Annotated in this window: 25 protein-coding genes; 15 read left to right on the forward strand and 10 right to left on the reverse strand. The window is 68.3% G+C overall.

All coding sequences use genetic code 11. The features are described from left to right. Nucleotides 1–37: 37 nt before the first annotated feature. Nucleotides 38–964, forward strand: a complete 927-nt coding sequence (locus O9271_RS00580; protein WP_298265147.1) for an alpha/beta hydrolase — start codon at nt 38–40, stop codon at nt 962–964. A gap of 9 nt (nt 965–973) precedes the next feature. Beyond that, nucleotides 974–1,846 carry a matrixin family metalloprotease gene (locus tag O9271_RS00585; RefSeq protein WP_298265149.1) on the forward strand — a complete coding sequence of 291 codons (873 nt, stop codon included), beginning with the start codon at nt 974–976 and terminating at the stop codon, nt 1,844–1,846. A gap of 54 nt (nt 1,847–1,900) precedes the next feature. Here O9271_RS00585 and O9271_RS00590 read toward each other — a convergent pair whose 3' ends face one another. The 3 genes from O9271_RS00590 to O9271_RS00600 are packed head-to-tail and all read right to left on the reverse strand — an operon-like array spanning nt 1,901 to nt 4,685. Further along, nucleotides 1,901–3,229 (reverse strand): PDZ domain-containing protein, encoded by a 1,329-nt coding sequence (locus O9271_RS00590; RefSeq protein ID WP_298265151.1) that lies wholly within the window; start codon nt 3,227–3,229, stop codon nt 1,901–1,903. Between the two features lie 12 nt (nt 3,230–3,241). Further along, a complete protein-coding gene (locus O9271_RS00595) occupies nt 3,242–4,066 on the reverse strand; it encodes a hypothetical protein (RefSeq protein ID WP_298265153.1) in 825 nt (274 codons plus the stop codon). Continuing rightward, complete coding sequence (locus O9271_RS00600; RefSeq protein WP_298265155.1) at nt 4,053–4,685, reverse strand: sigma-70 family RNA polymerase sigma factor; 633 nt, start codon at nt 4,683–4,685, stop codon at nt 4,053–4,055. The genes O9271_RS00595 and O9271_RS00600 overlap by 14 nt, the downstream gene beginning before the upstream one ends. A gap of 314 nt (nt 4,686–4,999) precedes the next feature. Here O9271_RS00600 and O9271_RS00605 point away from each other — a divergent pair, with 314 nt between their 5' ends. Both O9271_RS00605 and O9271_RS00610 read left to right on the forward strand, forming a co-directional pair. Continuing rightward, a complete protein-coding gene (locus tag O9271_RS00605) occupies nt 5,000–6,520 on the forward strand; it encodes a serine hydrolase (protein WP_298265157.1) in 1,521 nt (506 codons plus the stop codon). A 49-nt stretch (nt 6,521–6,569) separates the two neighbouring features. Next, the gene (locus O9271_RS00610) at nt 6,570–6,920 is read left to right on the forward strand and encodes a metal-sulfur cluster assembly factor (RefSeq protein ID WP_298265159.1); all 351 of its coding nucleotides are present in this window, start codon (nt 6,570–6,572) and stop codon (nt 6,918–6,920) included. Between the two features lie 245 nt (nt 6,921–7,165). On the opposite strand, the gene O9271_RS00615 is transcribed toward O9271_RS00610, so the two are convergent. Beyond that, nucleotides 7,166–7,729 (reverse strand): signal peptidase II, encoded by a 564-nt coding sequence (locus O9271_RS00615; RefSeq protein WP_298265161.1) that lies wholly within the window; start codon nt 7,727–7,729, stop codon nt 7,166–7,168. Between the two features lie 244 nt (nt 7,730–7,973). Beyond that, a complete protein-coding gene (locus O9271_RS00620) occupies nt 7,974–9,146 on the reverse strand; it encodes an HRDC domain-containing protein (RefSeq protein WP_298265163.1) in 1,173 nt (390 codons plus the stop codon). 39 nt (nt 9,147–9,185) lie between these two features. Between O9271_RS00620 and O9271_RS00625 the strand changes: the two genes are divergently transcribed. The 3 genes from O9271_RS00625 to O9271_RS00635 are packed head-to-tail and all read left to right on the forward strand — an operon-like array spanning nt 9,186 to nt 11,991. Continuing rightward, nucleotides 9,186–10,589: an AI-2E family transporter gene (locus tag O9271_RS00625; protein WP_298265165.1), complete on the forward strand. Its 1,404-nt coding sequence runs from the start codon at nt 9,186–9,188 to the stop codon at nt 10,587–10,589. Then, nucleotides 10,586–11,383, forward strand: a complete 798-nt coding sequence (locus O9271_RS00630) for an alpha/beta fold hydrolase (RefSeq protein WP_298265167.1) — start codon at nt 10,586–10,588, stop codon at nt 11,381–11,383. Before O9271_RS00625 ends, O9271_RS00630 begins: the two co-directional genes overlap by 4 nt. Continuing rightward, a complete protein-coding gene (locus tag O9271_RS00635) occupies nt 11,380–11,991 on the forward strand; it encodes an isoprenylcysteine carboxylmethyltransferase family protein (RefSeq protein ID WP_298265169.1) in 612 nt (203 codons plus the stop codon). The genes O9271_RS00630 and O9271_RS00635 overlap by 4 nt, the downstream gene beginning before the upstream one ends. A gap of 195 nt (nt 11,992–12,186) precedes the next feature. Here O9271_RS00635 and O9271_RS00640 read toward each other — a convergent pair whose 3' ends face one another. From O9271_RS00640 to O9271_RS00655, 4 genes are all read right to left on the reverse strand, one after another. Next, entirely contained in the window at nt 12,187–12,450 is a 264-nt protein-coding gene (locus O9271_RS00640) for a ferredoxin family protein (protein WP_291261121.1), read from the reverse strand. 100 nt (nt 12,451–12,550) lie between these two features. After that, complete coding sequence (locus tag O9271_RS00645) at nt 12,551–12,856, reverse strand: YhbY family RNA-binding protein (protein WP_298265171.1); 306 nt, start codon at nt 12,854–12,856, stop codon at nt 12,551–12,553. Continuing rightward, nucleotides 12,853–13,326, reverse strand: a complete 474-nt coding sequence (locus O9271_RS00650; RefSeq protein ID WP_298265173.1) for a M23 family metallopeptidase — start codon at nt 13,324–13,326, stop codon at nt 12,853–12,855. Before O9271_RS00650 ends, O9271_RS00645 begins: the two co-directional genes overlap by 4 nt. 193 nt (nt 13,327–13,519) lie before the next feature. Further along, nucleotides 13,520–13,933, reverse strand: a complete 414-nt coding sequence (locus tag O9271_RS00655; protein ID WP_298265174.1) for a hypothetical protein — start codon at nt 13,931–13,933, stop codon at nt 13,520–13,522. 233 nt (nt 13,934–14,166) lie between these two features. Here O9271_RS00655 and O9271_RS00660 point away from each other — a divergent pair, with 233 nt between their 5' ends. The 8 genes from O9271_RS00660 (at nt 14,167) to sufU (O9271_RS00695) (ending at nt 21,142) form a co-directional block, all read left to right on the forward strand. Next, nucleotides 14,167–14,871, forward strand: a complete 705-nt coding sequence (locus tag O9271_RS00660; protein ID WP_298265176.1) for a helix-turn-helix domain-containing protein — start codon at nt 14,167–14,169, stop codon at nt 14,869–14,871. Further along, nucleotides 14,868–16,301 carry a Fe-S cluster assembly protein SufB gene (gene sufB / locus O9271_RS00665; protein WP_298265178.1) on the forward strand — a complete coding sequence of 478 codons (1,434 nt, stop codon included), beginning with the start codon at nt 14,868–14,870 and terminating at the stop codon, nt 16,299–16,301. Before O9271_RS00660 ends, sufB begins: the two co-directional genes overlap by 4 nt. 135 nt (nt 16,302–16,436) lie before the next feature. Then, nucleotides 16,437–17,186, forward strand: a complete 750-nt coding sequence (sufC, locus tag O9271_RS00670) for a Fe-S cluster assembly ATPase SufC (RefSeq protein WP_298265180.1) — start codon at nt 16,437–16,439, stop codon at nt 17,184–17,186. Next, on the forward strand, nt 17,183–18,499 hold the full coding sequence (sufD, locus tag O9271_RS00675) for a Fe-S cluster assembly protein SufD (RefSeq protein ID WP_298265182.1): 1,317 nt from the start codon (nt 17,183–17,185) through the stop codon (nt 18,497–18,499). Before sufC ends, sufD begins: the two co-directional genes overlap by 4 nt. Before the next feature lie 122 nt (nt 18,500–18,621). Then, a complete protein-coding gene (gene sufU / locus O9271_RS00680; protein WP_298265184.1) occupies nt 18,622–19,077 on the forward strand; it encodes a Fe-S cluster assembly sulfur transfer protein SufU in 456 nt (151 codons plus the stop codon). A gap of 6 nt (nt 19,078–19,083) precedes the next feature. Beyond that, nucleotides 19,084–19,479: a Rieske 2Fe-2S domain-containing protein gene (locus tag O9271_RS00685; protein WP_298265186.1), complete on the forward strand. Its 396-nt coding sequence runs from the start codon at nt 19,084–19,086 to the stop codon at nt 19,477–19,479. Between the two features lie 20 nt (nt 19,480–19,499). After that, nucleotides 19,500–20,723, forward strand: a complete 1,224-nt coding sequence (locus O9271_RS00690; RefSeq protein WP_298265188.1) for a cysteine desulfurase — start codon at nt 19,500–19,502, stop codon at nt 20,721–20,723. Next, a complete protein-coding gene (sufU, locus tag O9271_RS00695) occupies nt 20,720–21,142 on the forward strand; it encodes a Fe-S cluster assembly sulfur transfer protein SufU (protein ID WP_298265190.1) in 423 nt (140 codons plus the stop codon). Before O9271_RS00690 ends, sufU (O9271_RS00695) begins: the two co-directional genes overlap by 4 nt. Here the strand turns inward: sufU (O9271_RS00695) and O9271_RS00700 are convergent. Beyond that, the gene (locus O9271_RS00700) at nt 21,135–22,112 is read right to left on the reverse strand and encodes a carbon-nitrogen hydrolase family protein (protein WP_298265192.1); all 978 of its coding nucleotides are present in this window, start codon (nt 22,110–22,112) and stop codon (nt 21,135–21,137) included. The genes sufU (O9271_RS00695) and O9271_RS00700 overlap by 8 nt on opposite strands. Nucleotides 22,113–22,123 lie beyond the last annotated feature (11 nt).

Raw genomic sequence — 22,123 nt, forward strand, 5'->3', positions numbered from 1 at the left:
GCCCCACCTGGGCCAGTTGGGCGACTAAGTTGCGCGCGTGTCTGCCCTCGCCCGCTATCTCGCCTTTCGGCGCACGCTGCCACCACGCCCGCCGCTCGAGCACCGCATGGTGCGCGCGCGCGGTCTCGACTTCGCGGTGTACACCACACCAGTCATCAGCGACGCGTCCCCGCTGCTGTGCATCAACGGCGGCCTGCTGTTCGACCACACGCTGCTCTGGCCCGCCCTCGCGCCGCTCGCGTCGCACCGCCAGCTGATCTTCTACGACCAGCGCGGCCGCGGCGCCTCCGACACGCCGCCGGGGCTGCACGCCTCCCGCATCGAATTTGACGCCGGTGACGTACCAGCACTGCGCGCTGCGCTCGGTATCGACGAGTGGGACCTGCTCGGCCACTCGTGGGGCGGCGGCATCGCCATGCTCGCCGCGGCGCAGGAAAGCGCCGCCGCCACCGGCGGTGTGCGCAAGCTGGTGCTCGTGAACGCCGTGGGCGCCACGAGCGACTGGCTGCCACCGCTGCATACAGCCGGCTTGGCACGACTCACCGGTGACGCGCGCGCCCGGCTCGCGGCGTGCGATGTGCGCCAGCTCGAACGCCCGGAGCTCGGCGTGCACGCCGACTACGCCCAGGCCTTCTTTCCGGCGTGGTTTGCCGACGCGGCCCTGGCGCGCAGTGTGGCGCCCCCGCGTGGCGACAGTGTGACCGGCGCCCACGTGGCGGCCCGACTGCGGCGGGACGGCTACGACTGGATCGATCGGTTGCGTGACCTCCCGGTACCCACACTCGTCCTCCATGGTGCGGCAGACGTCCTGCCGCTGTCGGTGGCCGAGCGTACTGCGCAGTTCCTGGCGCGCGCGCACCTCGTGCCCATTCCCGAAGCGGGGCACAACCCCTTCTGGGAAGCACCCGACGCGTTCTTTGCCGCGGTGCACACCTTCCTCGCGGAGGACGCACCGGCTTCCTGAGTCGTGCCTGTGAAGCTCGCCGAAACGCTGCTCGCCTGTTGTGTGGTGGGGCTCGCCTGCTTCATTGGTGGGCAGACGCTGGGTGCGCGGCAGGCGGTCCTCGACGAGGCGGGGGGCACGATTGTCGGCAAGCCGACACGCGCGATCGCGCGTCCCTCCGGCGACCCGCGCCCGGGGAGTTCCGCGCGCGGCCTGCGCAACCGGACAGGCAACGGGACGGGCAACGGCAGCAGCGTGGGCGGCGATGCCGACATGGGCCACGTCGAGGAGATCCTGGTGACCGCTGCCGAACGGCGCGACCGCCGGCGCGACCTCGACGATGTGCGCCGCCGCCTGACCGTTGGAGCGAGCGGCACCTACCTCGATGAACTGCTCACTGCCCGCGACTCGGCGATCGCCCGCTGGCCGGATCGCGTCGCACGCCCGCTGCGCGTCTTCGTGCGCGAAGCCGTGGCGCTCGAGGGGTGGAATCCGGACTTTGCCCCCGCCGTGCGTGATGCCTTCGCGACCTGGCGGCAGGCGGGTATTCCTGTGCACTTCACCTTCGTGCGCGATTCGGCGAGCGCCGATATCACCGTGCACTTCGTCGATCGCTTCGCGAACGGCATCAGCGGCAAGACGGTGTGGAGTCGAGATGGCGGCCACTGGCTGATCTCCAGTGACATCCAGTTGGCGGTGTCCCATCCCAACGGCGGCACGGTGACCGCCCCGCAGATGCGGGCCATTGCCCTGCATGAAGTGGGACACCTCCTGGGGCTCGATCACACCACGAGTGCCGACAACATCATGTCGGCCCGCGTGCGGGTGCGCGAGCTGAGTGACGCGGACAAGGCGACGGTGCGGCTGGTGTACTCGGTGCCCGCGGGGTCGTTGAAGCGATAGCCCCGGGGTGCGGGGCAGTCGGGATCACCAGCAGTCTGGAGACCCCGACCGCCGTCACCGCCCTCCTATCGTCACCACCCGCGGCGCCGCCCCCCGTGCCTGCACCTGCAGACGCGCGTCGCGCGCCCCCTGCATGACGCGTCGCAGCACGTTCACGTCGCGCACGGCCTGGCCGTTCACCGTGCGCACGACGTCACCGGCCTTGAGTCCGGCGTCAGCCGCCGGGGTCCCCGCGGGCACCCGCAGCACCAGCACGCCAGGCTCGAGCCCGAGACTCTGCGCGAAGTCGACGTCCATGGTCGCGAACTGCGCCCCGGCGAGCACGGCCACCCCGTTGGGGCTGAACATCTGCAGCGACAGTTGCGGCGGAAACGGCGCCGACCGATCGGGGGTCCCGCGCAGCATGAGACGCACCGGCGCGGCGGCGCTTTCGTCGCGGCGCGCGTCCACCTGTACCGGCACCTCGCGCGGTCGGCCGGCACGGCGCACCCGCACCTTCACCGTGCTGCCGGCCGTGATGAGCTCCGCATAGTTCACCGCCGCCTGCATCACGTCGCGTCCGTTGTAGGCGACCAGCGTGTCCCCGGCGGACAGGCCGGCGCGCGCCGCCGGTGAGCCCACGTCGACCGTCTCGACCAGCGGGTATTCGCAATGACTCGTCATCACGCCGTCGGGGGTGACGATGCGGATTTGTGCACCGCTCAACGACAGCCCCATGTACCCCGAGGGCGCCACCAGCGCACCCGGGAGCGCCGCTTCCGCCTCGCCGGCGAATGCCGCCACCTGCGGCTGCAGCGCGCGGATGATGCGATTCACCTGGGGCGCGATCAGCACGAAGGTGCTGTCGAGCATCCGACGCACCACGGGCGCACCGCCGCGCATCATCGCCTCCATGTCGATCGTCACCGGGCCATTGCCACTGTCCACGGTCACGAACATGCGCCGCCCTGTCACCGGCGGCGCGTAGACGGGCGCGCGCTCCACCCGTTCGGTGTGTTCGTCACGCGTGAAACGCACCACCACCTGCATGAGCGAATCCATGCCGCGCTGCACCTGCGCAATGCGCTGCAGCTGGTCGCGCTCGAGCTGCTGCTGCTGCTCGAGCGTGAGCGCCGCACTCTCCAGCTGACGCTTGAGACGCAGCAGCGCCAGCCCCTCGGGCGCGTGCACCAGCGGCGACGGTGACGATTCGAGTTCGGTGCAGACGTTCGTGCCGGTAACCGTTCCCGACGCGACCCGCTTGACGGTAGTGCGCGAGCGGCTGCTCACCGGCGTCTGTGCGTCGAGCGCTCCGGCCATGAGCCCCGTGGCTACCAGCCCCGCCAGCGCCGCCAGCCGCGAGGCGGTGTGCCACCGGGATGCCGTGCTCCCTGTCTCCCTCATGCCACCCATCGCTCAGTACCGTTCAATGATCTTGTCCACGGGCAGGGCGCCGCTGAGCGCCTGCAACGTGGCCTCGCGCGCACTGTACGCGGCGAGATAGTAGTGGTTGAGCACCGGATCCTGTGGCGCGTCGCGCAGCGCCACGCGCGACGCTTCCATCATCTGGTCCAGTGCCGCCAGTCGCGCCCGGAACACCTCCGGATCACGCATCGTCGTGTCGTTCGACGCCAGCCAGAGCGACGCCCGCTCGTACTCGCGCTGCGCTTCATTGAGCGCGATGGTGGCCTGCTCCACACTGCCGTACGTCTCGTCGGCGAACGGGCGGGCGGCGAGCGATACGGGCGTGGCCGACGCGCGGCGCGCGTCACTGCCGGCGCCTGCCAGGGCCACGGACGCGCCGGTCGGCGCCGCCAGGCTCGTGGCCCGCCCCAGCACGGCCCCACCGCTCACCAGCAACAGGGCGGCGGCGGCCTGCCGCCACCGGGACGCCACAACGCGACGCGGCGCCGTTGCGGCGGGCGTGTTTGCACCCGGTCGCTCGACGTACCGCGTGGCCGCCGCGTTCTGCCCGCCGGTGGCCCACGACGCGCCCGCCAGCGCGCCCTCGCTCCGACCCACGCCGGCGAAGATGGCGTCGAACTCGACCAGCCGCGGCGTATCGGGCGATGGCAGCTGCGCACCCAGTGCGCCCGCCATCGCGACGACGGCCATTACGGCCTCGTACTCCGTGCGGCACTCGGCGCACGCCGCCAGGTGGGCAAGCTCGCCCGCCAACAGGGGGGTCTCGTCGAATGCCGCCAGCCGCTCGGCGGCGAGGTGCGGACTACTGGGTTGCATAGGTTCCACCATACGACTCACCATATCCGTCTGCAAAATGCCGGGCGGCGCCGTCGTGGCCACGCCGCTGCTCCACGAGAGGCGCCAGGATCCGCCGCAACTTCGCCCGCGCCTTGAAGAGCTGCGACTTGGACCCACCGGCGGTGATCCCCAACTCGGCCGCGATCTCCTCGTGCGTATACCCCTCGACGTCGTGCAACAGGAAGACCGTGCGGGCGCCGGGGCTGAGCTGCCGCGCCGCCTCGTCGATGCTCTGCGCCAACATGCGGCGCTCCGCATCCTGTTCCACGACCGCCGAATCCTCCTCGATCCCCGTTTCGGTGGCCGCCAGCCGCTTCACGCTGCGCAGCGCATTGAGCGTGCGGTTGATCGCCACCCGGTGAATCCACGTGCTGAACTTGGCGTCCCCGCGCCATGACGGGAGCGCACGAAAGATCTGGATCCAGACCTCCTGCGCGATATCCTCGGCAAGGTCGGGATCTCCGGCGAGGCGGCGGACGACCGCGTCCACGTGCGGCGCATGCTGATTCCACAGCAGCCGCATGGCGCGTTCATCCCCGTCGATCGCCCGTCGAACGATGGCGGCGTCGGTCTCCATGGGGGATACGGAATCTGTCACGGACTGGCGGGGGATGGTTGCCTTCGGCGTTCATGACAAGGCAGGGAGCAGGGGGAAGGCGTTGAGGGGGCGGGGGGAACACCACGACCGGCGTCCTTCTTCCTGACTGCCTTCCCCCTGCCCCCTCCCTTGCGACCCGGTGACGTCATGTCACACACCCGCCGTTGCCCCCGGACCGATTCACCCGTCCGGGGTATTGACGGGGGTGACCGGTCGCCTTAGATGCCTTGAGGGCACTGAGGGATCGTCACGTGGGCGGCACCACGCGCTGCCCCGTGCGTCCCTTCGCCATATCCTACGGCCGGATTCTCCACGTGTTCCTGCTCGCCGCGCTTGCCATCGCTGCCGCCGACGTCACTGCCGTGGCTCGGCCTTTCCCGGGCGGCCTCCCCGAACGGGAGCCGGCGGCCGTAGGCATGTCGGCCGAACGGCTGGCCACCATTGATCGGGTGGTGCAGCGCGGCATCGAGGCGGGCGGGTACCCCGGCGCGTCGCTCGTGGTGGGGCGCAAGGGATACGCCATCTGGCAACGCGGCTACGGCACCCTCGACTGGACGCGCGCGTCGCGCGTGACTGCCAACGAAAGCCTCTACGACCTGGCATCGCTCACCAAGGTCGTGGCCACGACCACGGCCCTCATGGTGCTCTTCGATCAGGGGAAAGTGGAGCTCGACGCGCCAGTCTCGACGTACCTCCCCGACTTCAGCGGTGGACTCAGGGACCAGGTCACGGTACGTCACCTGCTCACGCATCGCGCTGGCCTGTCGGCGGGACGCGAGCTGTGGCGCATTGCACGCACGCCGCTGGAAGCGCGCGCCGCGGTGATCAGCTCCCCCATCACCTGCACCCCGGGGGCCTGTTACGAGTACTCGGACCTGGGCGCCGACCTGCTCGGGTTCATTGCCGAAGCGGTGAGCGGCGAGTCGCTCGAGGGATTGCTGCAGAAGCAGGTGTTCCGCAAGCTCGGCATGAACGACACCCGCTTCCGGCTCTCCGACGCCGAGGTGGCGCGCACGGCGCCCACGGAGATCGCGCCGCCACGCGGGTACCCGCTGCGCGGCGAGGTGCACGACGAAAACGCCTACGCGCTGGGTGGCGTGGCGGGACATGCGGGGCTCTTCAGCACGGCCGCCGACCTGTCGGTCTTCGCACAGATGCTCCTCGACGGCGGTGTGTACAACGGCACCCGTATCGTGGCCGACAGTACCGTGCAGCTGTTCACGCGCCGTGCCGCCGGGCACCGCGCCCTGGGGTGGGACACCTGCGCTGGCGGCGCCGGGTGTGGGCAGTTCATGAGTGAGCGCGCCTTTGGCCACACCGGCTTCACGGGGACGTCGCTCTGGATCGACCCCGATCGGCAGATGTTCGTGGTGCTCCTGACCAATCGCGTGCATGCCGCCCGCGCGCGCCGCCCCAGCAAGGTCATTGCCGACGTGCGCAACGACCTCGCCGATGCCGCCGTGCTGGCCGTCATGGACGACCCGGGTGGCGTCATGGCCATGCCGGCCAGCTTCCGGGCCGATCTGGCCCAGGATTGGAATCGTCCCCTGCGCGCGCGCCGCGCCTCCAGTGCCAGTGCGCGCCGCAAGGCGGCCGCCGCCAGACGCGCGGCGGCCAAGCGGTCGGCCGCCAAGGGCCGGTCCAGCAAGGGGAGCAGCGCGACGCGCAGCACCGGCAAGGCGTCGACCTCGGCTGGGAAGAGCAAGGCAACCGGCAAGAGCAAGGCAGCCGCCAAGGGCAAGTCGACAACCAAGAGCAAGTCGGTGGCAAGCGGCAGGAAGACCACCGCGGCCAAGCGCGGTGGCAAGGCGACGTCGTCCCGTTCCAAAGGCTGAGGAATCCCGAGCAGGGAACCGGGGATTGCTCTACCGACTATAGTTCGGTATGGACCCTGCCATGGACGAAGTCATGACCGAAACGCCCGCCCCCGCCGCCGGTGCCGTGTCGGCCGACCAGGCCAAGCTGGCACTGCGCCGGGTCAAGGATCCCGAGCTCAACCTCAACATCGTCGACCTGGGGCTGGTGTACGACATCAGTGTCGAGGGGAGCACGGTGCGCGTAGACATGAGCCTCACCTCGCCGGGGTGCCCGTCGGGCCCTGAAATCATGGGCGAAGCGGAACAGCAGATCCGCACGCTCCCCGGGGTGACCGATGTCCAGATGAACCTGGTGTGGTCGCCCCCCTGGACTCCCGAGCGGATCGAGCCGCGCGTCCGCGCGTACATGGGCTTCTGAGCGGGGCTTCGCCGTCTGGTGATGGACGGCGGGCCTACGTCCTCAGGGAGGCAGGGAGCGGGAGGCAGGAGGCAGGAGGCAGGAGGCAGGAGGCAGGAGGCAGGAGGCAGGGAGAAGCGTATGGGGAAAAGGAAAGACCCGGGCGCGGTGCGCTCCGGGTCTTTGTCATTTTCGCCCTGCTCCCTGCTCCCTACCCCTGCTCGTTGCCCGTTCGCCCAGCCCCCAGGGGGCGAGGCCGGCGGCAGTTACGCCATGCGCGCCCGCGCGGGGACGCCCTTTGCTCCCCGTTCCGCGCGCGCCATGCGCAGCACCGTGATCGCCACGGGGATCAGCATGAGCGCGCCACTCCAGAGGAACAGGTCGGCCACGTTGGCCACCATAGTTACGTTCTGGGTGAGTCGTACCGCGAGGAAGTCCGCCACGCCTTTCGGGCCGGCCACGATACTGGCGAGGTTGCCGAGCGCCCCGCCGCTGACCAGACCGAGCGCCACCGTCGAGCGCGGATCGACCGCCGCCATGGGACGCACGACCGACAGGACCAAGCCAAGCGCCAGCACCGAGACCACCACGTTCAGGAGCCATACAAATGGCCCCACCACGGTTCCGCCGGCAGCACCGAGGTTCCACACCACCGTCAGCGAGAACCGGTCGGTAAGCGTGTAGAGGCCGTACTCCCCGAGCGACCGAACTGCGGCCTCCTTGGTCAGGAGGTCGATGGCCGCCGCGATGGCCGCCACTCCGAGGTAGCGGTGGAGGGGGGATTCGCCGGAGATCGGCGAAAGCGAGCGTGGAGGCATGGAGACAGACATGCGTCAGGCATCCGGAAGGAGTCGACTACCGTGTGCCAGTCCCCGTACGCACCTCACGTGCCGCAGCGCAGCCGTTCGTCACGTGGCCCATCGAGAGTCGAACACCGTACGCAACGTGCATATTTGCATGCAGTTACGGAAATCCGCGTCGCCCCGTCCCTGCTCACCCCGCCCTACCCCGTTGGACGGACACCACAACAGACCGTTGCGCCGACCAACAGGAACGTGGCGCCGGCGCGACAGATCAGCCGGGCTTGTACGGGGAATCGTCCTTGGCCGCAAAGCCGGCAAGCGCCTTCACGAAATCGACGCCCAGGACCTCAACCTGCCACTTGCGCAGCTCGGGAATCTCGGCGAGGTCGTCCACGTGCCGCGGTTTGCGGCGAACGACCGCCTCCATGCGGTCACGCGAGCAGAGCACGCCGGGGTCGAGGTCGAGCCTGGCCGCAACGGTATCGCGTACCGTCTTGAGCCGCGCCACCCGGTCGTCGAAGTCGGGCTCGCGATCCCAGCGCGCACTCTTGGGGAATCGCGGCAGTTCGGACTCGGGCACGGCGTTGCCACGAGCGATCGCCTGCAGCGCCTCGGTGGCGCGCGCCTCGTTCATGCCGCGCGGAAATCCCTTCACGCCGAAGAGCGCCTCGCGCGTGGTGGGCGCCGATCGGGCGAGGTCGAGCAGGACCTCGTTGCCGGCCACGCGGAAGGTGGCGCGATCGAGATCGGCGGCGATGCCGTCGCGCCACGTCACCAGTTCGCGCAGCCGGCCAAGTTCGCGGCGCGTGAGATCCCGCGCTCCCTTGAGCCGGAGAAAGGCCTGATCAGCCCCGTCGGTGTCCCACCGCGTGCCCTCGGCACGCGCGAACTCCTCGCGCGCCCAGTGCAGGCGTCCCTTGCGTTCGAGGTCATCATGCAGCCGGTCACGCAACGCCAGCAGGTGCCGTGTGTCCTGCGCCGCGTAGTCGAGCATGTCGGCGGTAAGCGGGCGCATGCTCCAATCGGCACGCTGATGCTTCTTGTCCAGCTTCACGCCGAAGAACTGCTCGAGCAGGGCGGCGAGCCCGAACGCGCGAATGCCCAGCAGTTGCGCGGCCACCCGCGTGTCGAAGAGATGCGTGACACGCCACCCGTAATCCTGATGCAGCAGGCGCAGATCGTAGTCGGCGTCGTGCAGCACGACCTCGACGGTGCGATCTTCGAGGAGGGTGCCAAGGCGCGACGGCGTGCCGATGGGCAGGGGATCGATCACCGCTTCGTGGTGCAGCGTGGACAGCTGCAACAGATAGATGCGATCGACGAAGCGGTGAAAACTCGCGCCTTCGGTGTCGAGCGCGAGCGCGCGCACGCCGGTCAGACCGGAGAGAAAGCGATCAACGGCGTCAGCCGTGTCGAGATAGAGAGGGGCGGGCGGCAATGGCATGTCTCCCTGTAAGCTACACTGCTTGGTAGTTTCGGGACCATGACCAACAACGACGAGACGCTGCTTCCCGACCCGCTCCCCCCCGAGCGGCGTGGCTGGCGCACCGCCGACCTCACGCGCGCGGCGCTGACGGTGCTGGCGGTGTGGTTCGGCCTGCAACTGCTCTGGTCGGTACGCTCGCTGGCCATTCTCGTCTTCCTGGCGACGCTCTTCGGTGTGGCCGTGGCCCGCGGGGTCGATTACCTCGAGCGGTTCCGCCTTCGCCGCGGCATCGCGTCGGCGCTCATCGTGCTGGGGACGCTGGGGGCGATTGGCGGGGTGCTGGCCTTGACGGCCCCCACGCTGGTGGAACAGGGGCGGCAGCTGCAGCAGGAGTTTCCGGCGGCCGTGACCAAGGTGCAGACGTGGATCGACAGCAAGCGCGGCGGCCTGCTGGGGTCGCTCATTTCCACCGCCGCCGGCACCGGCACTGGCACCGGCACGACGGTGGACTCGCTGGCCGTGGTGGCGCCCCCCGGCGGGGCTCCTATGGTCGGGGTGGCGGGGCCGGCCGGTGCCACCACCGGGGGGAGCGTCGCGCCCACGACAGGCGCCGGCGCCCCGGCTGCGGCCAACGCGTCCGGCCCGGCGGCGACCGAGTCGCCCACGGACGCGATCAAGCGCCGCCTCAGCGACGGATTGGGGAGTGTCAGCAAGTACCTCTTCTCGTTCGTGTCGAACACGCTGGCGGCCATCACCGCCTTCGTGCTGCTGATCTTCCTGGCCATGTACATCGGCGCCGAGCCGGACGTGTACCGCGGGTGGATGCTGGCGATGGTGCCGGCCACGTCTCGCGCGCAGACGCGCGTCGTGCTGGCCGAGATCTCGAAGGTGCTGCGCAAGTGGCTGGTCACGCAGTTGGTGGCCATGGCCGTGATCGGCACGGTGTCGTATGTGGTGCTGCTGCTGCTTGGCGTGAAGGCGGCCTTTGCCCTTGGCTTCATCGCGGGGCTGCTCGAGTTCATCCCCACAGTGGGGCCGCTGCTCAGCGCCATCCCGGCGGTACTCATGGGCTTCGTCGACTCGCCGGAGAAGGCGCTGGCGGTGGCCATCGCCTACTGGGGGATTCAATTCGTCGAGAACAACCTGCTCATCCCTTTCCTCATGCGTGGGGAGATGGACCTCCCGCCGGCGATCACCATCGTGGCCCAGACGCTCATGACGCTGGTATTCGGCTTCCTTGGCCTCATGGTGGCCGTGCCGCTCACCGCGGCGGTGCTCGTGCCGCTCCGGATGATGGCGGAGCGGGAGAACGCGCGGGAGAAGCTGCTGGTGCGCAGCAGCAAGGCTCGGCAGGATCTGATGCGGGCGGAGATCAAACCGGAGGTCGTGATGGGAGAGGCCGACCGTGGACCCATGGTGGAAGCCGGCGACGCGCCCCGCGCACCGGTGTCTCCGCCATGATCGCGCAGGTTCCGGGCTTCCGGATCGGGTACGACGATCAGGGGGAGGGACTCCCGGTCGTCTTCCTGCACGGGTTTCCGCACGATCGCACGCTGTGGGCCACGCAACGGGTAGCGCTGGCTCCGCAGGCGCGGTGCATCGTGCCGGACATTCGCGGCTTTGGCCACAGCAGCACCCACGGCCCGTACTCCATGGACCAGTATGCCGACGATGTCGTGATGCTGCTGGACGCGCTGCGGCTCGAGCGGGCGGTGGTGTGCGGCCTGTCCATGGGGGGGTACATCGCCATGGCGCTCTGGCGCCGGCACCCCGACCGGGTGTGCGCCTTCGTGTTCTGCGATACCAAGGCGGGGCCCGATACCGAGGAAGGACGGGCGCGCCGTGATGACCTGGCCGCGCTGGTCAAGCAGGGCGGAACCCGGGTCATAGCCGACGCGCAGATCACGGGCATGGTGGGGCCGGCGACGCGGGAACGGCGCCCGGAGGTCGTGGCGGCACTGCGGGCCATGATGGGGCGTCAGTCGGCGGCGGGGGTCATTGGGGCGCTCCAGGCGCTGCGCGACCGCCCCGATTCGCGGGACACCCTGCGGACGATCCGCGTGCCGACGTTGGTGGTGGTGGGCGAGGACGATGCGCTGACCCCCATCAAGGAGGCGCGCGCCATCGCCGAGGCATTACCTTCCGCCGCGCGGGTGCGGCTCGAAATCATTGCGGGCGCGGGACATGTCCCGTGCCTCGAGCGCCCTGCGGCCACCACGCACGCCCTTTCCGACTTTCTCGCCACTCTGGCATGACCACCGACGCCGCCTCGCCCACCGTTTCCGCCGCCGAACGTTCCACCGCTGCCCGCATCGGGCAGGTGCTGTTCAAGAACCGCGGCTGGCTGCCGGTGCCCTTTCTCGCGGTGCCCCTGCTCGCGCCAGGCAATCAGACGGCCACCACCTGGACGGTTGGCCTGCTGCTGGTGGCGCTCGGGGAGCTCATTCGCACCGCCGGCGTGGCGGCGGCGGGGACCGTCACGCGGCGTCGTTCGCGCGACGTGCAGCGGCTGGTCACGTACGGGGCGTTCGCGTGGTGCCGCAATCCCCTCTACGTGGGCAACTTCTTCGCGTGGATGGGCTTCACGGTCGTGAGCGGGGTGTTCTGGTTCCTGCCCGTCGCCATCGTGATCTTCGCGATCGAGTACACGCTCATCGTGCGCTACGAAGAGGGGGTACTGGAATCGATCTTCGGGCAGGAGTATCTGGACTACAAGGCGCGCACGCCGCGCTGGTTCGGACGTCCGCCGGCGGGGAGCACGGAAGGCCCGCACGACTGGAAGGAGGCCATCTGGAGCGAGCGGTCGACGCTGCTCCAGTATGTGGCGATCATCGCGGCGTTCTGGTACAAGGGTCGGATGTAGCCGCCGTTGCCTTCTTTCTGCTCCCGGCTCCCGGCTCCCTGCTCCCTCCTCCCTGCGTCCTTTTCGCGGCTCAGGGAGGAAGCAGGGGGCAGGTCGCAGGAAGCAGGAAGCAGGAAGCAGGAAGCAGGGGGCACGAAATGCCAAGGGCCGCCACGCGATGCGTGGCGGCCCTTGGTGTCCAGACGATCGCGCTGATCAGCGCGTGGGGCGCCCCGGCGGGTTCGCGCCGTTGAAGACGTCCTTGTTCTTGCCGATGAAGCTCTTCAGCTGCACCGGGACGTCTTCCTCGGGGAAGATGGCCGTGACCGGGCACTCGGGCTCACAGGCACCGCAGTCGATGCATTCGTCGGGGTGGATGTACAGCTGGTCCTCACCCTCGTAGATGCAGTCGACGGGACACACGTCGACGCACGACTTGTCCTTGACGGAGATGCAGGCTTCAGTGATGACGTAGGGCATGGGACGAAGCTCGGGTCTGGCCAGCCGGAACGGTGGTGGCTGGCGATTCGGGAAGATACACCGCGACGAACGCGGAACAAGCGCGGAGAGTGTCCGAACGTTACTTGCGCCAGGGGGGCAGCGCGCCGCGCTTGAGCTCCGGATTCTCCCGGAAGAGCGTGAAGGTGCGACCGATGACCTGGATGACCTCGGCCCCCATCTGTTGCGCGGCGTCATTGGCGGCCTCCTTGGCGGAGAGTTCGCCGCCCTTGGCCACCTGCACCTTCACCAGTTCGCGGGTCCGCAGCACATCGTCGAGGCTCTGCAGCAGGGCCGGCGTGATGCCCGCGTGCCCGATGTGCACCAGCACGTCGAGGTGGTGTGCTTCGGAGCGCAATCCTGCGCGCTCCTTGCCGGTCATGCTCATGGACGAATCCCGTCGAAGGCGAAAAACGAAAACGGATTGATCGGGGGCCCATCCCACCAGGCACGCCCGCGCCCCCGCTTCATGACCTGGAAGTGCAGATGGGGGGTCGTGGGGGACGCATTCCCCGTCGTTCCAACGTAGCCGATCACGGACCCCTTGGCGACTCGATCGCCCACAGCGAGCCCTCGGCGATACCGGTCGAGATGGGCGTAGTAGTACACGAAGCGCTCGTCGGCATCGTGGGCATAGATCACGATCCCCCCCACGGGCCCTTCGGAAAGCCGCCCGATGATGTGATCGGCGGCGGCCATGACGGGGGTTCCGCGCGGGGCGAGCAGGTCGAGCGCCCCGTGGATGCGTCCGTTGCCGCGAGGCGCGGTGAAGTTGTCCCGTATGGTGTGGCGCGCCGCCCCTTCGACGGGGAGCATGAGCTGGCGCTGCCAGAGGGCGTCGAGATCGTCGTCGCTCACGGCGGCGTCGCGGGGACCGTTGTGGCCGGGGGTGGGCCCGATGGCCCGCGTGGGCGTTGGCGCTGGCACTCGTGCGGCCGGAGGGGGAACGGGGATCGCCTCCGGTTCCGGACGAGCGCGCGAGCAACCGGCCAGCACTATGAAGACACTTACGAGCCAGTAGCGAGCCACACCCAGATTGGTCAACCGCCAGCTACCCCTTCACGACCTGGGGGCGAAAATACGGCTCGAGATAGCGCAGCAGGTCTTCCACGGTGCGCACCGACGTCTTGAGCGCGTCGAGCTCCTGGGCGCGCGGCAGGCGGGCGCCGGCGCGATCGGCGATGACCAGCACGGCGTCCTCGAGATCGAGATCGGCAAGTCCGAAAACGCGGGCGAGGTCGTCGGTCGGATTGACGATGTACTGCGGTTCCTGCGCCCCGTGCCGCTCGGCGAGGTAGGCATACACCTGCGCCAGCAGATTCTCGGGGTAGCGGCCGCGGAACGCGTCGCGGAACCGAGAGAGCCCGTCCCGCTCGATGGATTGGCGGTTCATGCGACTTGCCCGGGCCAGCGCAAAGAGCCCCAGCAGCAACACCACAATGGCTACCGAAACGGACAATCGCACTACCGCAGCACCCGTGGCAAAAGTGAGATGCGTGTCGCGGCCACTACCGACGAAGCAGCCATTCGGGGTCGCGAGCCTCATCGCTCGCGAACGGCTCGGTCCGGACGCCGCCCGCGAAAACGCTCCGCATACTCTACACCGCGGGACGATTTGTGGAAACTCCCGCCTCCATTCGCCTTGCCATTCGTGCACACTTTCGTTGACGAAATAGAATGCCGAGCTATATTGTCGGCATGGAGGACGTCGTTGGGGCGCTTGGGGGATTTCGCGGGGTTCGTGCCGATTTGCTGGTCGCGCTGCGCAAGGCGCAGCCGCTCACCGCGCACGAACTCGGCGAGCAGTTTGGCCTGACCGCCAACGCGCTGCGCCGGCACCTCAAGGCACTCGAGGAGGATGGGCTCGTGCGCTACGAGCGGGACGTGCGTGGCGTGGGGGCCCCGGTGTTCGCCTACTCCCTCACAACCGGCGGGGAAGCACTCTTTCCGCGGTCGTATGTCCAGGTGTTGGCCACGGCGCTCGAAGCGTTACGGACCCATACGGGCGAGCAGGCCGTTGAGGCGGTGTTGGAGGCCGAGTGGCGTCGGCTGGCGGATGAAGCCGGGCCGGTCCTCGAGGCGCTGCCCTTGGAAGAGCGGGTGCCGCTGGTGGCCGAGCTGTTGACGGCCAAAGGGTACATGGCGGAGGTCGTGTCGACCTCGCCGGAGCGCGGCGTGGGTGCGGGGACGAGCGAGGCACCGCGCGTCACGCTCCGCATCCACAACTGCGCGATGCGGGAAATCGCCGAACGGTTTCCGCAGGCGTGTGCAGTGGAAGAAAAGTTCGTGGAGCGACTGCTGGGTGTCCCGCTCGTGCGCCAGGCGCACCGGCTGGGCGGCTGCGGTCACTGTGAATATGGCGTGTCAGGTCACCCTTCGACGGTGAAACAGGAGCAGGCATGAGTTCGACCATCGAGCAGCTGGTCAATCGCGAGTATCAGTACGGCTTCAGCACCGACATCGAAACGGAAACGCTGCCGCCGGGGCTGACCGAGGATACGGTGCGCTTCATCTCGGCCAAGAAGCAGGAACCGGAGTGGTTGCTCGCGTGGCGCCTCAAGGCGTTCCGCCGCTGGCAGACCATGGCGGAGCCGCACTGGGCGAACGTCACCTATCCGGCCATCGACTATCAGGCGGCGAGCTACTGGAGCGCGCCCAAGTCGGTGAAGCCGCTCGCCTCGCTCGACGAGGTCGACCCGGCGCTGCTCGAGACGTACAACAAGCTGGGGATCTCCCTCACCGAGCAGAAGCGCCTCTCCGGCGTGGCCGTGGACGCCGTGTTCGACTCGGTGTCGGTGGGCACCACGTACAAGGAAGAGCTCGCGAAGCACGGCGTGATCTTCATGAGCTTCGGCGAAGCAGTGCGCGAGCATCCGGAGCTGGTGCAGAAGTATCTGGGCTCCGTCGTGCCGTACAGCGACAACTTCTTTGCCGCGCTCAACAGCGCCGTTTTCTCCGACGGGTCGTTCTGCTACATCCCCAAGGGGGTGCGCTGCCCGATGGAGCTCAGCACGTATTTCCGCATCAACGCGGCGGAAACCGGGCAGTTCGAGCGCACACTCATCGTGGCCGACGAGGGGGCGTACGTGAGCTACCTGGAAGGGTGCACCGCGCCGAAGCGCGACACCAACCAGTTGCACGCGGCCGTCGTGGAAATCGTGGCGCTCGACCACGCCACCGTGAAGTACAGCACCGTGCAGAACTGGTACGCCGGTGACGAGCACGGCGTGGGCGGCATCTACAACTTCGTCACCAAGCGCGGCAAGGCGATGACGAACGCCAAGATCTCGTGGACGCAGGTGGAGACCGGCTCGGCGATCACCTGGAAGTATCCCAGCGTGATCCTGCAGGGCGACAACAGCGTGGGCGAGTTCTACTCGGTGGCCGTGGCCAGCAAAAAGCAGCAGGCCGACACGGGCACGAAGATGATCCACATCGGCCGCAACACGAAGAGCACCATCGTGTCGAAGGGGATCAGCGCCATGCAGGGGCAGAACAGCTACCGCGGCAAGGTGCAGATTCTCCCCAAGGCCGAGGGCGCGCGCAACTACACGCAGTGCGACTCGATGCTGGTGGGCAATGCCTGCGGCGCGCACACCTTCCCGTACGTCGAAGTGGGGAACAACAGCGCGACGCTCGAGCACGAAGCGTCCACGTCGAAGATCGGCGAGGACCAGATCTTCTACCTCAAGGCGCGCGGCCTCGACGCCGAGCAGGCGGTGAGCATGATCGTGAGCGGCTTCTGCAAGGAAGTGTTCAAGGAGCTGCCCATGGAGTTCGCGCTCGAGGCGCAGCAGCTGCTGGGGATCACGCTCGAGGGGTCGGTGGGGTGACCGGACGTCCCGCGCACCGAAGAAGGTTTTTGGTTCTTGGTTGTAGTTGTTAGTCGTTAGTTCAACTGACCACTAACGACTACAACCAACAACTGACCACTACTCGCCTTACACATTTCTCCGTCTTCACCATATATGCTGCAGATCACCGACCTCCACGCCTCCATCGACGGCAAGCCCATTCTCAAGGGCATCTCCCTCACCGTGAACGCCGGCGAAGTGCACGCCGTCATGGGCCCCAACGGGTCGGGCAAGAGCACGCTCGCCCAGGTGCTCGCGGGGCATCCCGCCTACGAGATCACCGGCGGCGAGGTGCTCTACCAGGGAGAGAACCTCCTCGAGATGGACGCCGAGGTGCGCGCCCAGCATGGGGTGTTCCTCGCCTTCCAGTACCCGGTGGAAATCCCGGGCGTGAGCAACGCGTACTTCCTGCGTGCGGCCTACAACGAGATCCGCAAGGCGAAGGGGCTCGAGGAAGTGGATCCCATGGAGTTCCTCGACCTGGTCGAGGAGAAGCTCAAGCTGGTGGACATGGATGCGTCCATGCTCAACCGCTCGGTGAACCAGGGCTTTTCGGGCGGCGAGAAGAAGCGAAACGAGATCCTGCAGATGGCAGTCCTGCAGCCCACGCTCAGCATCCTCGACGAGACCGACTCCGGGCTCGACATCGATGCGCTGCGTATCGTGGCGGAGGGCGTGAACGCGCTCAAGCGCCCCGACAACGCGAGCATCGTGGTGACACACTACCAGCGCCTGCTCAACTACATCGTGCCCGACTACGTGCACGTGCTGGCCGGGGGCCGCATCATCAAGAGCGGCGACAAGTCGCTGGCCCTGGAACTCGAAGCCCGCGGGTACGACTGGGTGCTGGAGACGGTGGCGTGACCACGGGGCTGCGATTTGCCGAACAGGCGGTGGAAGCCTCGGTGGCTGACGCGCCCGGCTCCATCAAGGCGCTGCGTGCCGCGGGAGCGACAGCCTTCCAGACGCTCGGCTTTCCCACCACGCGCAATGAGGACTGGCACTACACCAGCGTCTCGGCCATCGCGTCGGCGCAGTATGTGCCGGCCATGGGCCGTCCGGCGCACACCGGTGCGGTCACGGCGGCATCACTGGCGCCGTTCACCTTCGGCGCCGACTGGCCGCTGGTGGTGTTCGTGAACGGGCGGTTCGCGCCATCGCTCTCCACGCTGGGGGCGCTGCCGGCCGGCATTCGCGTGCTGGACATGGCCACGGCGTCGGCCGAGCAGCCCGAGCTGCTCGGGCGCGTGCTCGGCACCGCGGCGCCGGCCGACCGTGACGGCTTCACCGCGCTCAACGCGGCCTTCGCCGGCGAGGGCACGTTCATCCACGTGGCCAAGGAGATGGTGATCGAGCATCCCATCCACCTGCTGCACGTGATGGACGAGGCGGGCGCCGGTGTCATGAGCCACCCGCGGCACGTCATGGTGGTGGAACGCCACGCCAAGGCGAGCGTGGTGGAAAGCTACGTGAGCCTCGCCGACGTGCCGTACTTCACCAATGCGGTCGTGGAGGCCTTTGTGGAAGACGGGGCCACGCTCAACGTGGTGCGCATCCAGCGCGAGGCCCGCCAGGCCCACCATGTGGGCACCGTGGAAGCGCGCCAGGGGCGGGACAGCCACTTCATCACGTTCACCTTCCAGACCGGCGCCGCGCTGTCGCGCAGCAACGTGTACACGGTGCTGGGCGGCGAGGGGTGCGGCTGCACCATCAACGGGCTGTACATGCTCGACGGGGAGCAGCACGGTGACCACCAGACGCGCGTGGAGCACGTGCAGGAGAATTGCTTCAGCCGCGAGGCGTACAAGGGGCTCATCGACGACGCCGCGCACGGCGTCTTCAACGGCAAGGTGTACGTGCACCCCGAGGCGCAGAAGACCGACGGCAAGCAGACCAACCACACGCTGCTGCTCTCCGAGAAGGCTCAAATCGACACCAAGCCGCAGCTCGAGATCTTCGCCGACGACGTGAAGTGCACGCACGGCGCCACAGTGGGGCGCATGGACGAAACGTCGCTCTTCTATCTCAAGAGCCGCGGTGTGGGCAAGGTGCTGGCCAAGCAGTTGCTCATGTACGCCTTTGCGGCGGACGTGCTCGAGACCATCGAGCATCCGCTCATCGTGGAAGCGCTCGAGAAGCTGACTGTGGAGCGGTTCACGGGGAGTTCGAGTCACTGAGTGGTTCAGCGTTGAACAGGTCGCACTGAGAACCAAGCACTATCACTGACCACTAAGGACTTCTTTGGGACACGAGTCTTTAGTGGTAAGTGAAAGTCTTCAGTCATAAGTCTTTCTCCCCCATGACCGACCTCCAGGAGCTGTACCAGTCCGTCATTCTCGACCACAACCGGAAGCCGCGCAATTTTGGCGCGCTTCCGGAGGCGAATCGGGAAGCCGACGGCAAGAACCCGCTGTGCGGGGACGAGGTGCACGTGGCGCTGGTGCTCCAAGGCGACACGATCACCGACGTGAGGTTCACCGGCCACGGGTGCGCCATTTCGAAGGCCTCGGCGTCACTCATGACGGCGGCCGTGAAGGGCAAGACCCGAGCCGAAGCCGAGGCGCTCTTCGAGCGCTTTCACACGCTCGTGCTGGGCAAGGACGCCGACGCCGGCAAGGATCTCGGGCAGCTGGTGGTATTCAGCGGCGTCTCGCGGTTCCCGGTACGCGTGAAGTGCGCGTCGCTGGCGTGGCACACGCTCAAGGCGGCGCTCGAAAGCGAAGCCTCGGACCCGGCCGCCGTCAGCACCGAGTAGCCGCGCGTGGCGTCTGACGATGGCGTGCGCACGGAACCCGAGGCGGGCGTAGGCGGTACGTGGGAACGGGTGGCACGTGCGGAGGAGGTACCCACGGACTTCCCGCTCGCCGTGACGCTGACGGATGGGCGCCGGGTGTGCCTCGTGCGTGTGCACCACGAGGTGTTCGCCGTGGAAGACCGGTGTCCGCACCGCGATTTCCCGCTGTCCGGGGGTGATGTGGCCGAGGGGTGCCTCGAGTGTCCGTTTCACGGGGCCCGCTTCGATGTGCGTACCGGCGCCTGCGTGCAGGGGCCGTCGGAGGGGGATGCCGTGGTGGTGTACCCGGTGATGCAGGTGAACGGGGTGGTCCTGGTCGGGGGGGCGAACCGACGACCCGAAACGCGAAGTCACGACCCATAACTGATCAGTTCAGGGTACAGATGCTCTCCTCGCTCGCTCCTCGTTCCGAGTTTCCGCTGCTGGCCGCCAACCCCGGCCTGCACTACCTCGACTCCGCGGCCACGTCGCAGAAGCCGGCGGTGGTCCTGGACGCCATTCGCGACTTCTACGAGACGGCAAACGCCAACCCGCACCGTGGGGCGTACGCGCTGAGCGCGCGCGCCACCGACCTGTACCATGAGGCACGGGCCACGGTCGCGCGCTTCGCCGGCGTGGCGGATGCCGACACGGTGATCTTCACGCGCGGCACCACCGAGGCGATGAACCTCGTGGCCTCCAGCTGGGGACGCGCGAACGTGCAGGCCGGTGACGAGATCGTGATCACGGCGCTCGAGCACCATGCGAACTTCGTTCCGTGGCAGCAGCTCGCGCTGGCGACCGGGGCCACGCTGCGCATCGTGGAGTTGCGCGACGATCAGACCATCGACCTCGACCAGCTGCGCGCGCTCGTGAATACGCGCACCAAGCTGGTGGCGATCACGCACGTCTCGAATGCCGTGGGGGCGATCACGCCGCTCGAGGATGTGGTCCATCTCGTGCGCGCCCGGTCGGCCGCCGTCATCGTGGTGGACGGGGCCCAGGCCGTGCCGCATCTGCCGGTGGCGTTCGATGCCCTCGACATCGACTTCTACGCCTTCAGCGGCCACAAGCTGCTGGGGCCCATGGGCATCGGCTGCCTCATCGGGCGGCGCGCGCTGCTGGAGAAGATGCCGCCGTACCAGTATGGCGGCGACATGATCGAGTGGGTGCGCGACACCGACAGCACCTGGAACGTCATTCCGCACAAGTTCGAGGCGGGAACCCCCAGCGCCGCCGATGCGGTGGCACTGGCGGCCGCCATCCGCTACCTCGAACAGCTGGGCATGGCGAACGTGCGGGCACATGAGGTGGCGTTGCTGGAGCGGGCGGAGGCCGCGGTGCGCGCGCTCCCCGGGGTCACCGTCTACGGGCCACCGCCCGCGCAGCGCAGCGGCGTCCTGAGCTTCTCACTCGCCGACGTGCATCCGCATGACCTGGCCACCATTCTCGATCAGCACGGCGTGTGCATTCGCGCCGGGCACCACTGCGCGCAGCCGCTCATGAGGCGGCTTGGCGTGAGTGCCACCGCCCGCGCCAGCTTCTACGTGTACAGCGACGAAGCCGACGTGAATGCCCTGGTGGGTGCGCTCACCGCCGCGCAGCAGCTGTTCGCCACCGTCGAATGACGCCGAGCGTGGCGCGCATTGCCGCCATTTACCAGGACGCGCTGCTCGCGCATCACCGGGCACCGCACAACCGCCGCGAGCTCCCACACGCCACCGCCACGGCGTCGCAGCGCAACCCGGTGTGCGGTGACGACATCACGGTGGGCGTGCGCATTGCGGACGGTGTGGTCACGGAGATCGCCTTCTCCGGGCGCGGCTGCTCCATTGCCACCGCCAGCGCCAGCATGATGACCGACGCGGTGTGCGGGCTGCCGGTGCAGGAGGCGCTCACGCTCGGTGAGACCGTTGATCGCATGCTCAGCGGCGGCGGGGTGGAGTTGCCGGAGGTCCTCGCGCCATTGCGCGGGGTCGCACCGTTCGCGGGACGGCACAGCTGCGCGCGCATGCCGTGGCAGGCGCTGCGCGACGCCCTCACGTAAGGTCGACGCGGGGAACTTCGCCTCCGTCAAACCGCGCCATGGCCTGCCGTTCGCGGTTCACGTGCAGCTGCAGCACGTCGGGGCGACCGTAGTGACCGGCCACATCGAAGTTCTGCCGCTCCTCGCGCACGCGGTGGTGGGCAATGTCGGCCACGAACCGCTGCTCCACGTGCGGGGTGGGCTCCACGATCCACGTCCCGTCCGGCGCGGCAATGGCCGTGCCGCCTTCGCTGAGGATCTCCGGTAGGCGTTCCCGCAGCTCGTCTACGAACGGGATGTGCTCACCCAGCTGGTCACGACGCAGCACGCTGCACACGGAGAGCACGTACGACCGCCCCTCGCGCGCCACGAAGCGCGTAATGGCTTCGGTGTTGCGCACACTGCCAGGCCAGATGGCCACGTGCAGGTCTTCTCCTTGCGCGTACAGTGCGGCGCGCGCGAGGGGGAGCCAGTTCTCCCAGCAGTTGAGCGCCCCCAGCGTGAAGGCCCCCACGCGCGTGGTGCGCAGGCCATGCCCGTCACCGGAGGCCCAGCTGAGTCGCTCTTCGTAGGTGGGCATGAGCTTGCGGTGCACCGTGACGATGCCGTGCGCGGGGGTGATCGTGACGCAGCAGGCGTAGATGCTGTGGCCACCGCGGTCCCGTGGGCGCTCGATGATGCCGAGCACCACGGTCATGCCATGGCGCGCCGCCGCCTCCACGACGGGGTCGAGGTGCCCGGCCTCGATCTGCACCGCCTGATCGAGATAGTGCGCATGCAGCACCTTCTGCATGTGGCTGTCGAACCGTGCCCCGTCGGTGTGCTCGATCCAGAACGGATATCCGGGCACGAACGCTTCGGGGAACGCCAGCAGCGCGATGCCGTCCGCCGCCGCTTCGGTGATGGACTGCACGACCCTGGCGATGGTGCCGTCACGATGCAGCCACACGGGAGCAAGCTGCGCACCGGCAATGCGGAGGGTGTCGGACATGCGAACGAAAT

Source organism: Gemmatimonas sp. (assembly GCF_027531815.1).
Taxonomy (GTDB): domain Bacteria; phylum Gemmatimonadota; class Gemmatimonadetes; order Gemmatimonadales; family Gemmatimonadaceae; genus Gemmatimonas.

Coding starts and splice junctions, on each gene's coding strand:
- O9271_RS00590 (WP_298265151.1), bottom strand. CDS start 3,229: ATGAGGGAGACAGGGAGCACGGCATCCCGGTGGCACACCGCCTCGCGG.
- O9271_RS00595 (WP_298265153.1), bottom strand. CDS start 4,066: ATGCAACCCAGTAGTCCGCACCTCGCCGCCGAGCGGCTGGCGGCATTC.
- O9271_RS00610 (WP_298265159.1), top strand. CDS start 6,570: ATGGACCCTGCCATGGACGAAGTCATGACCGAAACGCCCGCCCCCGCC.
- O9271_RS00615 (WP_298265161.1), bottom strand. CDS start 7,729: ATGTCTGTCTCCATGCCTCCACGCTCGCTTTCGCCGATCTCCGGCGAA.
- O9271_RS00620 (WP_298265163.1), bottom strand. CDS start 9,146: ATGCCATTGCCGCCCGCCCCTCTCTATCTCGACACGGCTGACGCCGTT.
- O9271_RS00625 (WP_298265165.1), top strand. CDS start 9,186: ATGACCAACAACGACGAGACGCTGCTTCCCGACCCGCTCCCCCCCGAG.
- O9271_RS00630 (WP_298265167.1), top strand. CDS start 10,586: ATGATCGCGCAGGTTCCGGGCTTCCGGATCGGGTACGACGATCAGGGG.
- O9271_RS00635 (WP_298265169.1), top strand. CDS start 11,380: ATGACCACCGACGCCGCCTCGCCCACCGTTTCCGCCGCCGAACGTTCC.
- O9271_RS00640 (WP_291261121.1), bottom strand. CDS start 12,450: ATGCCCTACGTCATCACTGAAGCCTGCATCTCCGTCAAGGACAAGTCG.
- O9271_RS00645 (WP_298265171.1), bottom strand. CDS start 12,856: ATGAGCATGACCGGCAAGGAGCGCGCAGGATTGCGCTCCGAAGCACAC.
- O9271_RS00660 (WP_298265176.1), top strand. CDS start 14,167: ATGGAGGACGTCGTTGGGGCGCTTGGGGGATTTCGCGGGGTTCGTGCC.
- sufB (WP_298265178.1), top strand. CDS start 14,868: ATGAGTTCGACCATCGAGCAGCTGGTCAATCGCGAGTATCAGTACGGC.
- sufC (WP_298265180.1), top strand. CDS start 16,437: ATGCTGCAGATCACCGACCTCCACGCCTCCATCGACGGCAAGCCCATT.
- sufU (WP_298265184.1), top strand. CDS start 18,622: ATGACCGACCTCCAGGAGCTGTACCAGTCCGTCATTCTCGACCACAAC.
- O9271_RS00690 (WP_298265188.1), top strand. CDS start 19,500: ATGCTCTCCTCGCTCGCTCCTCGTTCCGAGTTTCCGCTGCTGGCCGCC.
- sufU (WP_298265190.1), top strand. CDS start 20,720: ATGACGCCGAGCGTGGCGCGCATTGCCGCCATTTACCAGGACGCGCTG.
- O9271_RS00700 (WP_298265192.1), bottom strand. CDS start 22,112: ATGTCCGACACCCTCCGCATTGCCGGTGCGCAGCTTGCTCCCGTGTGG.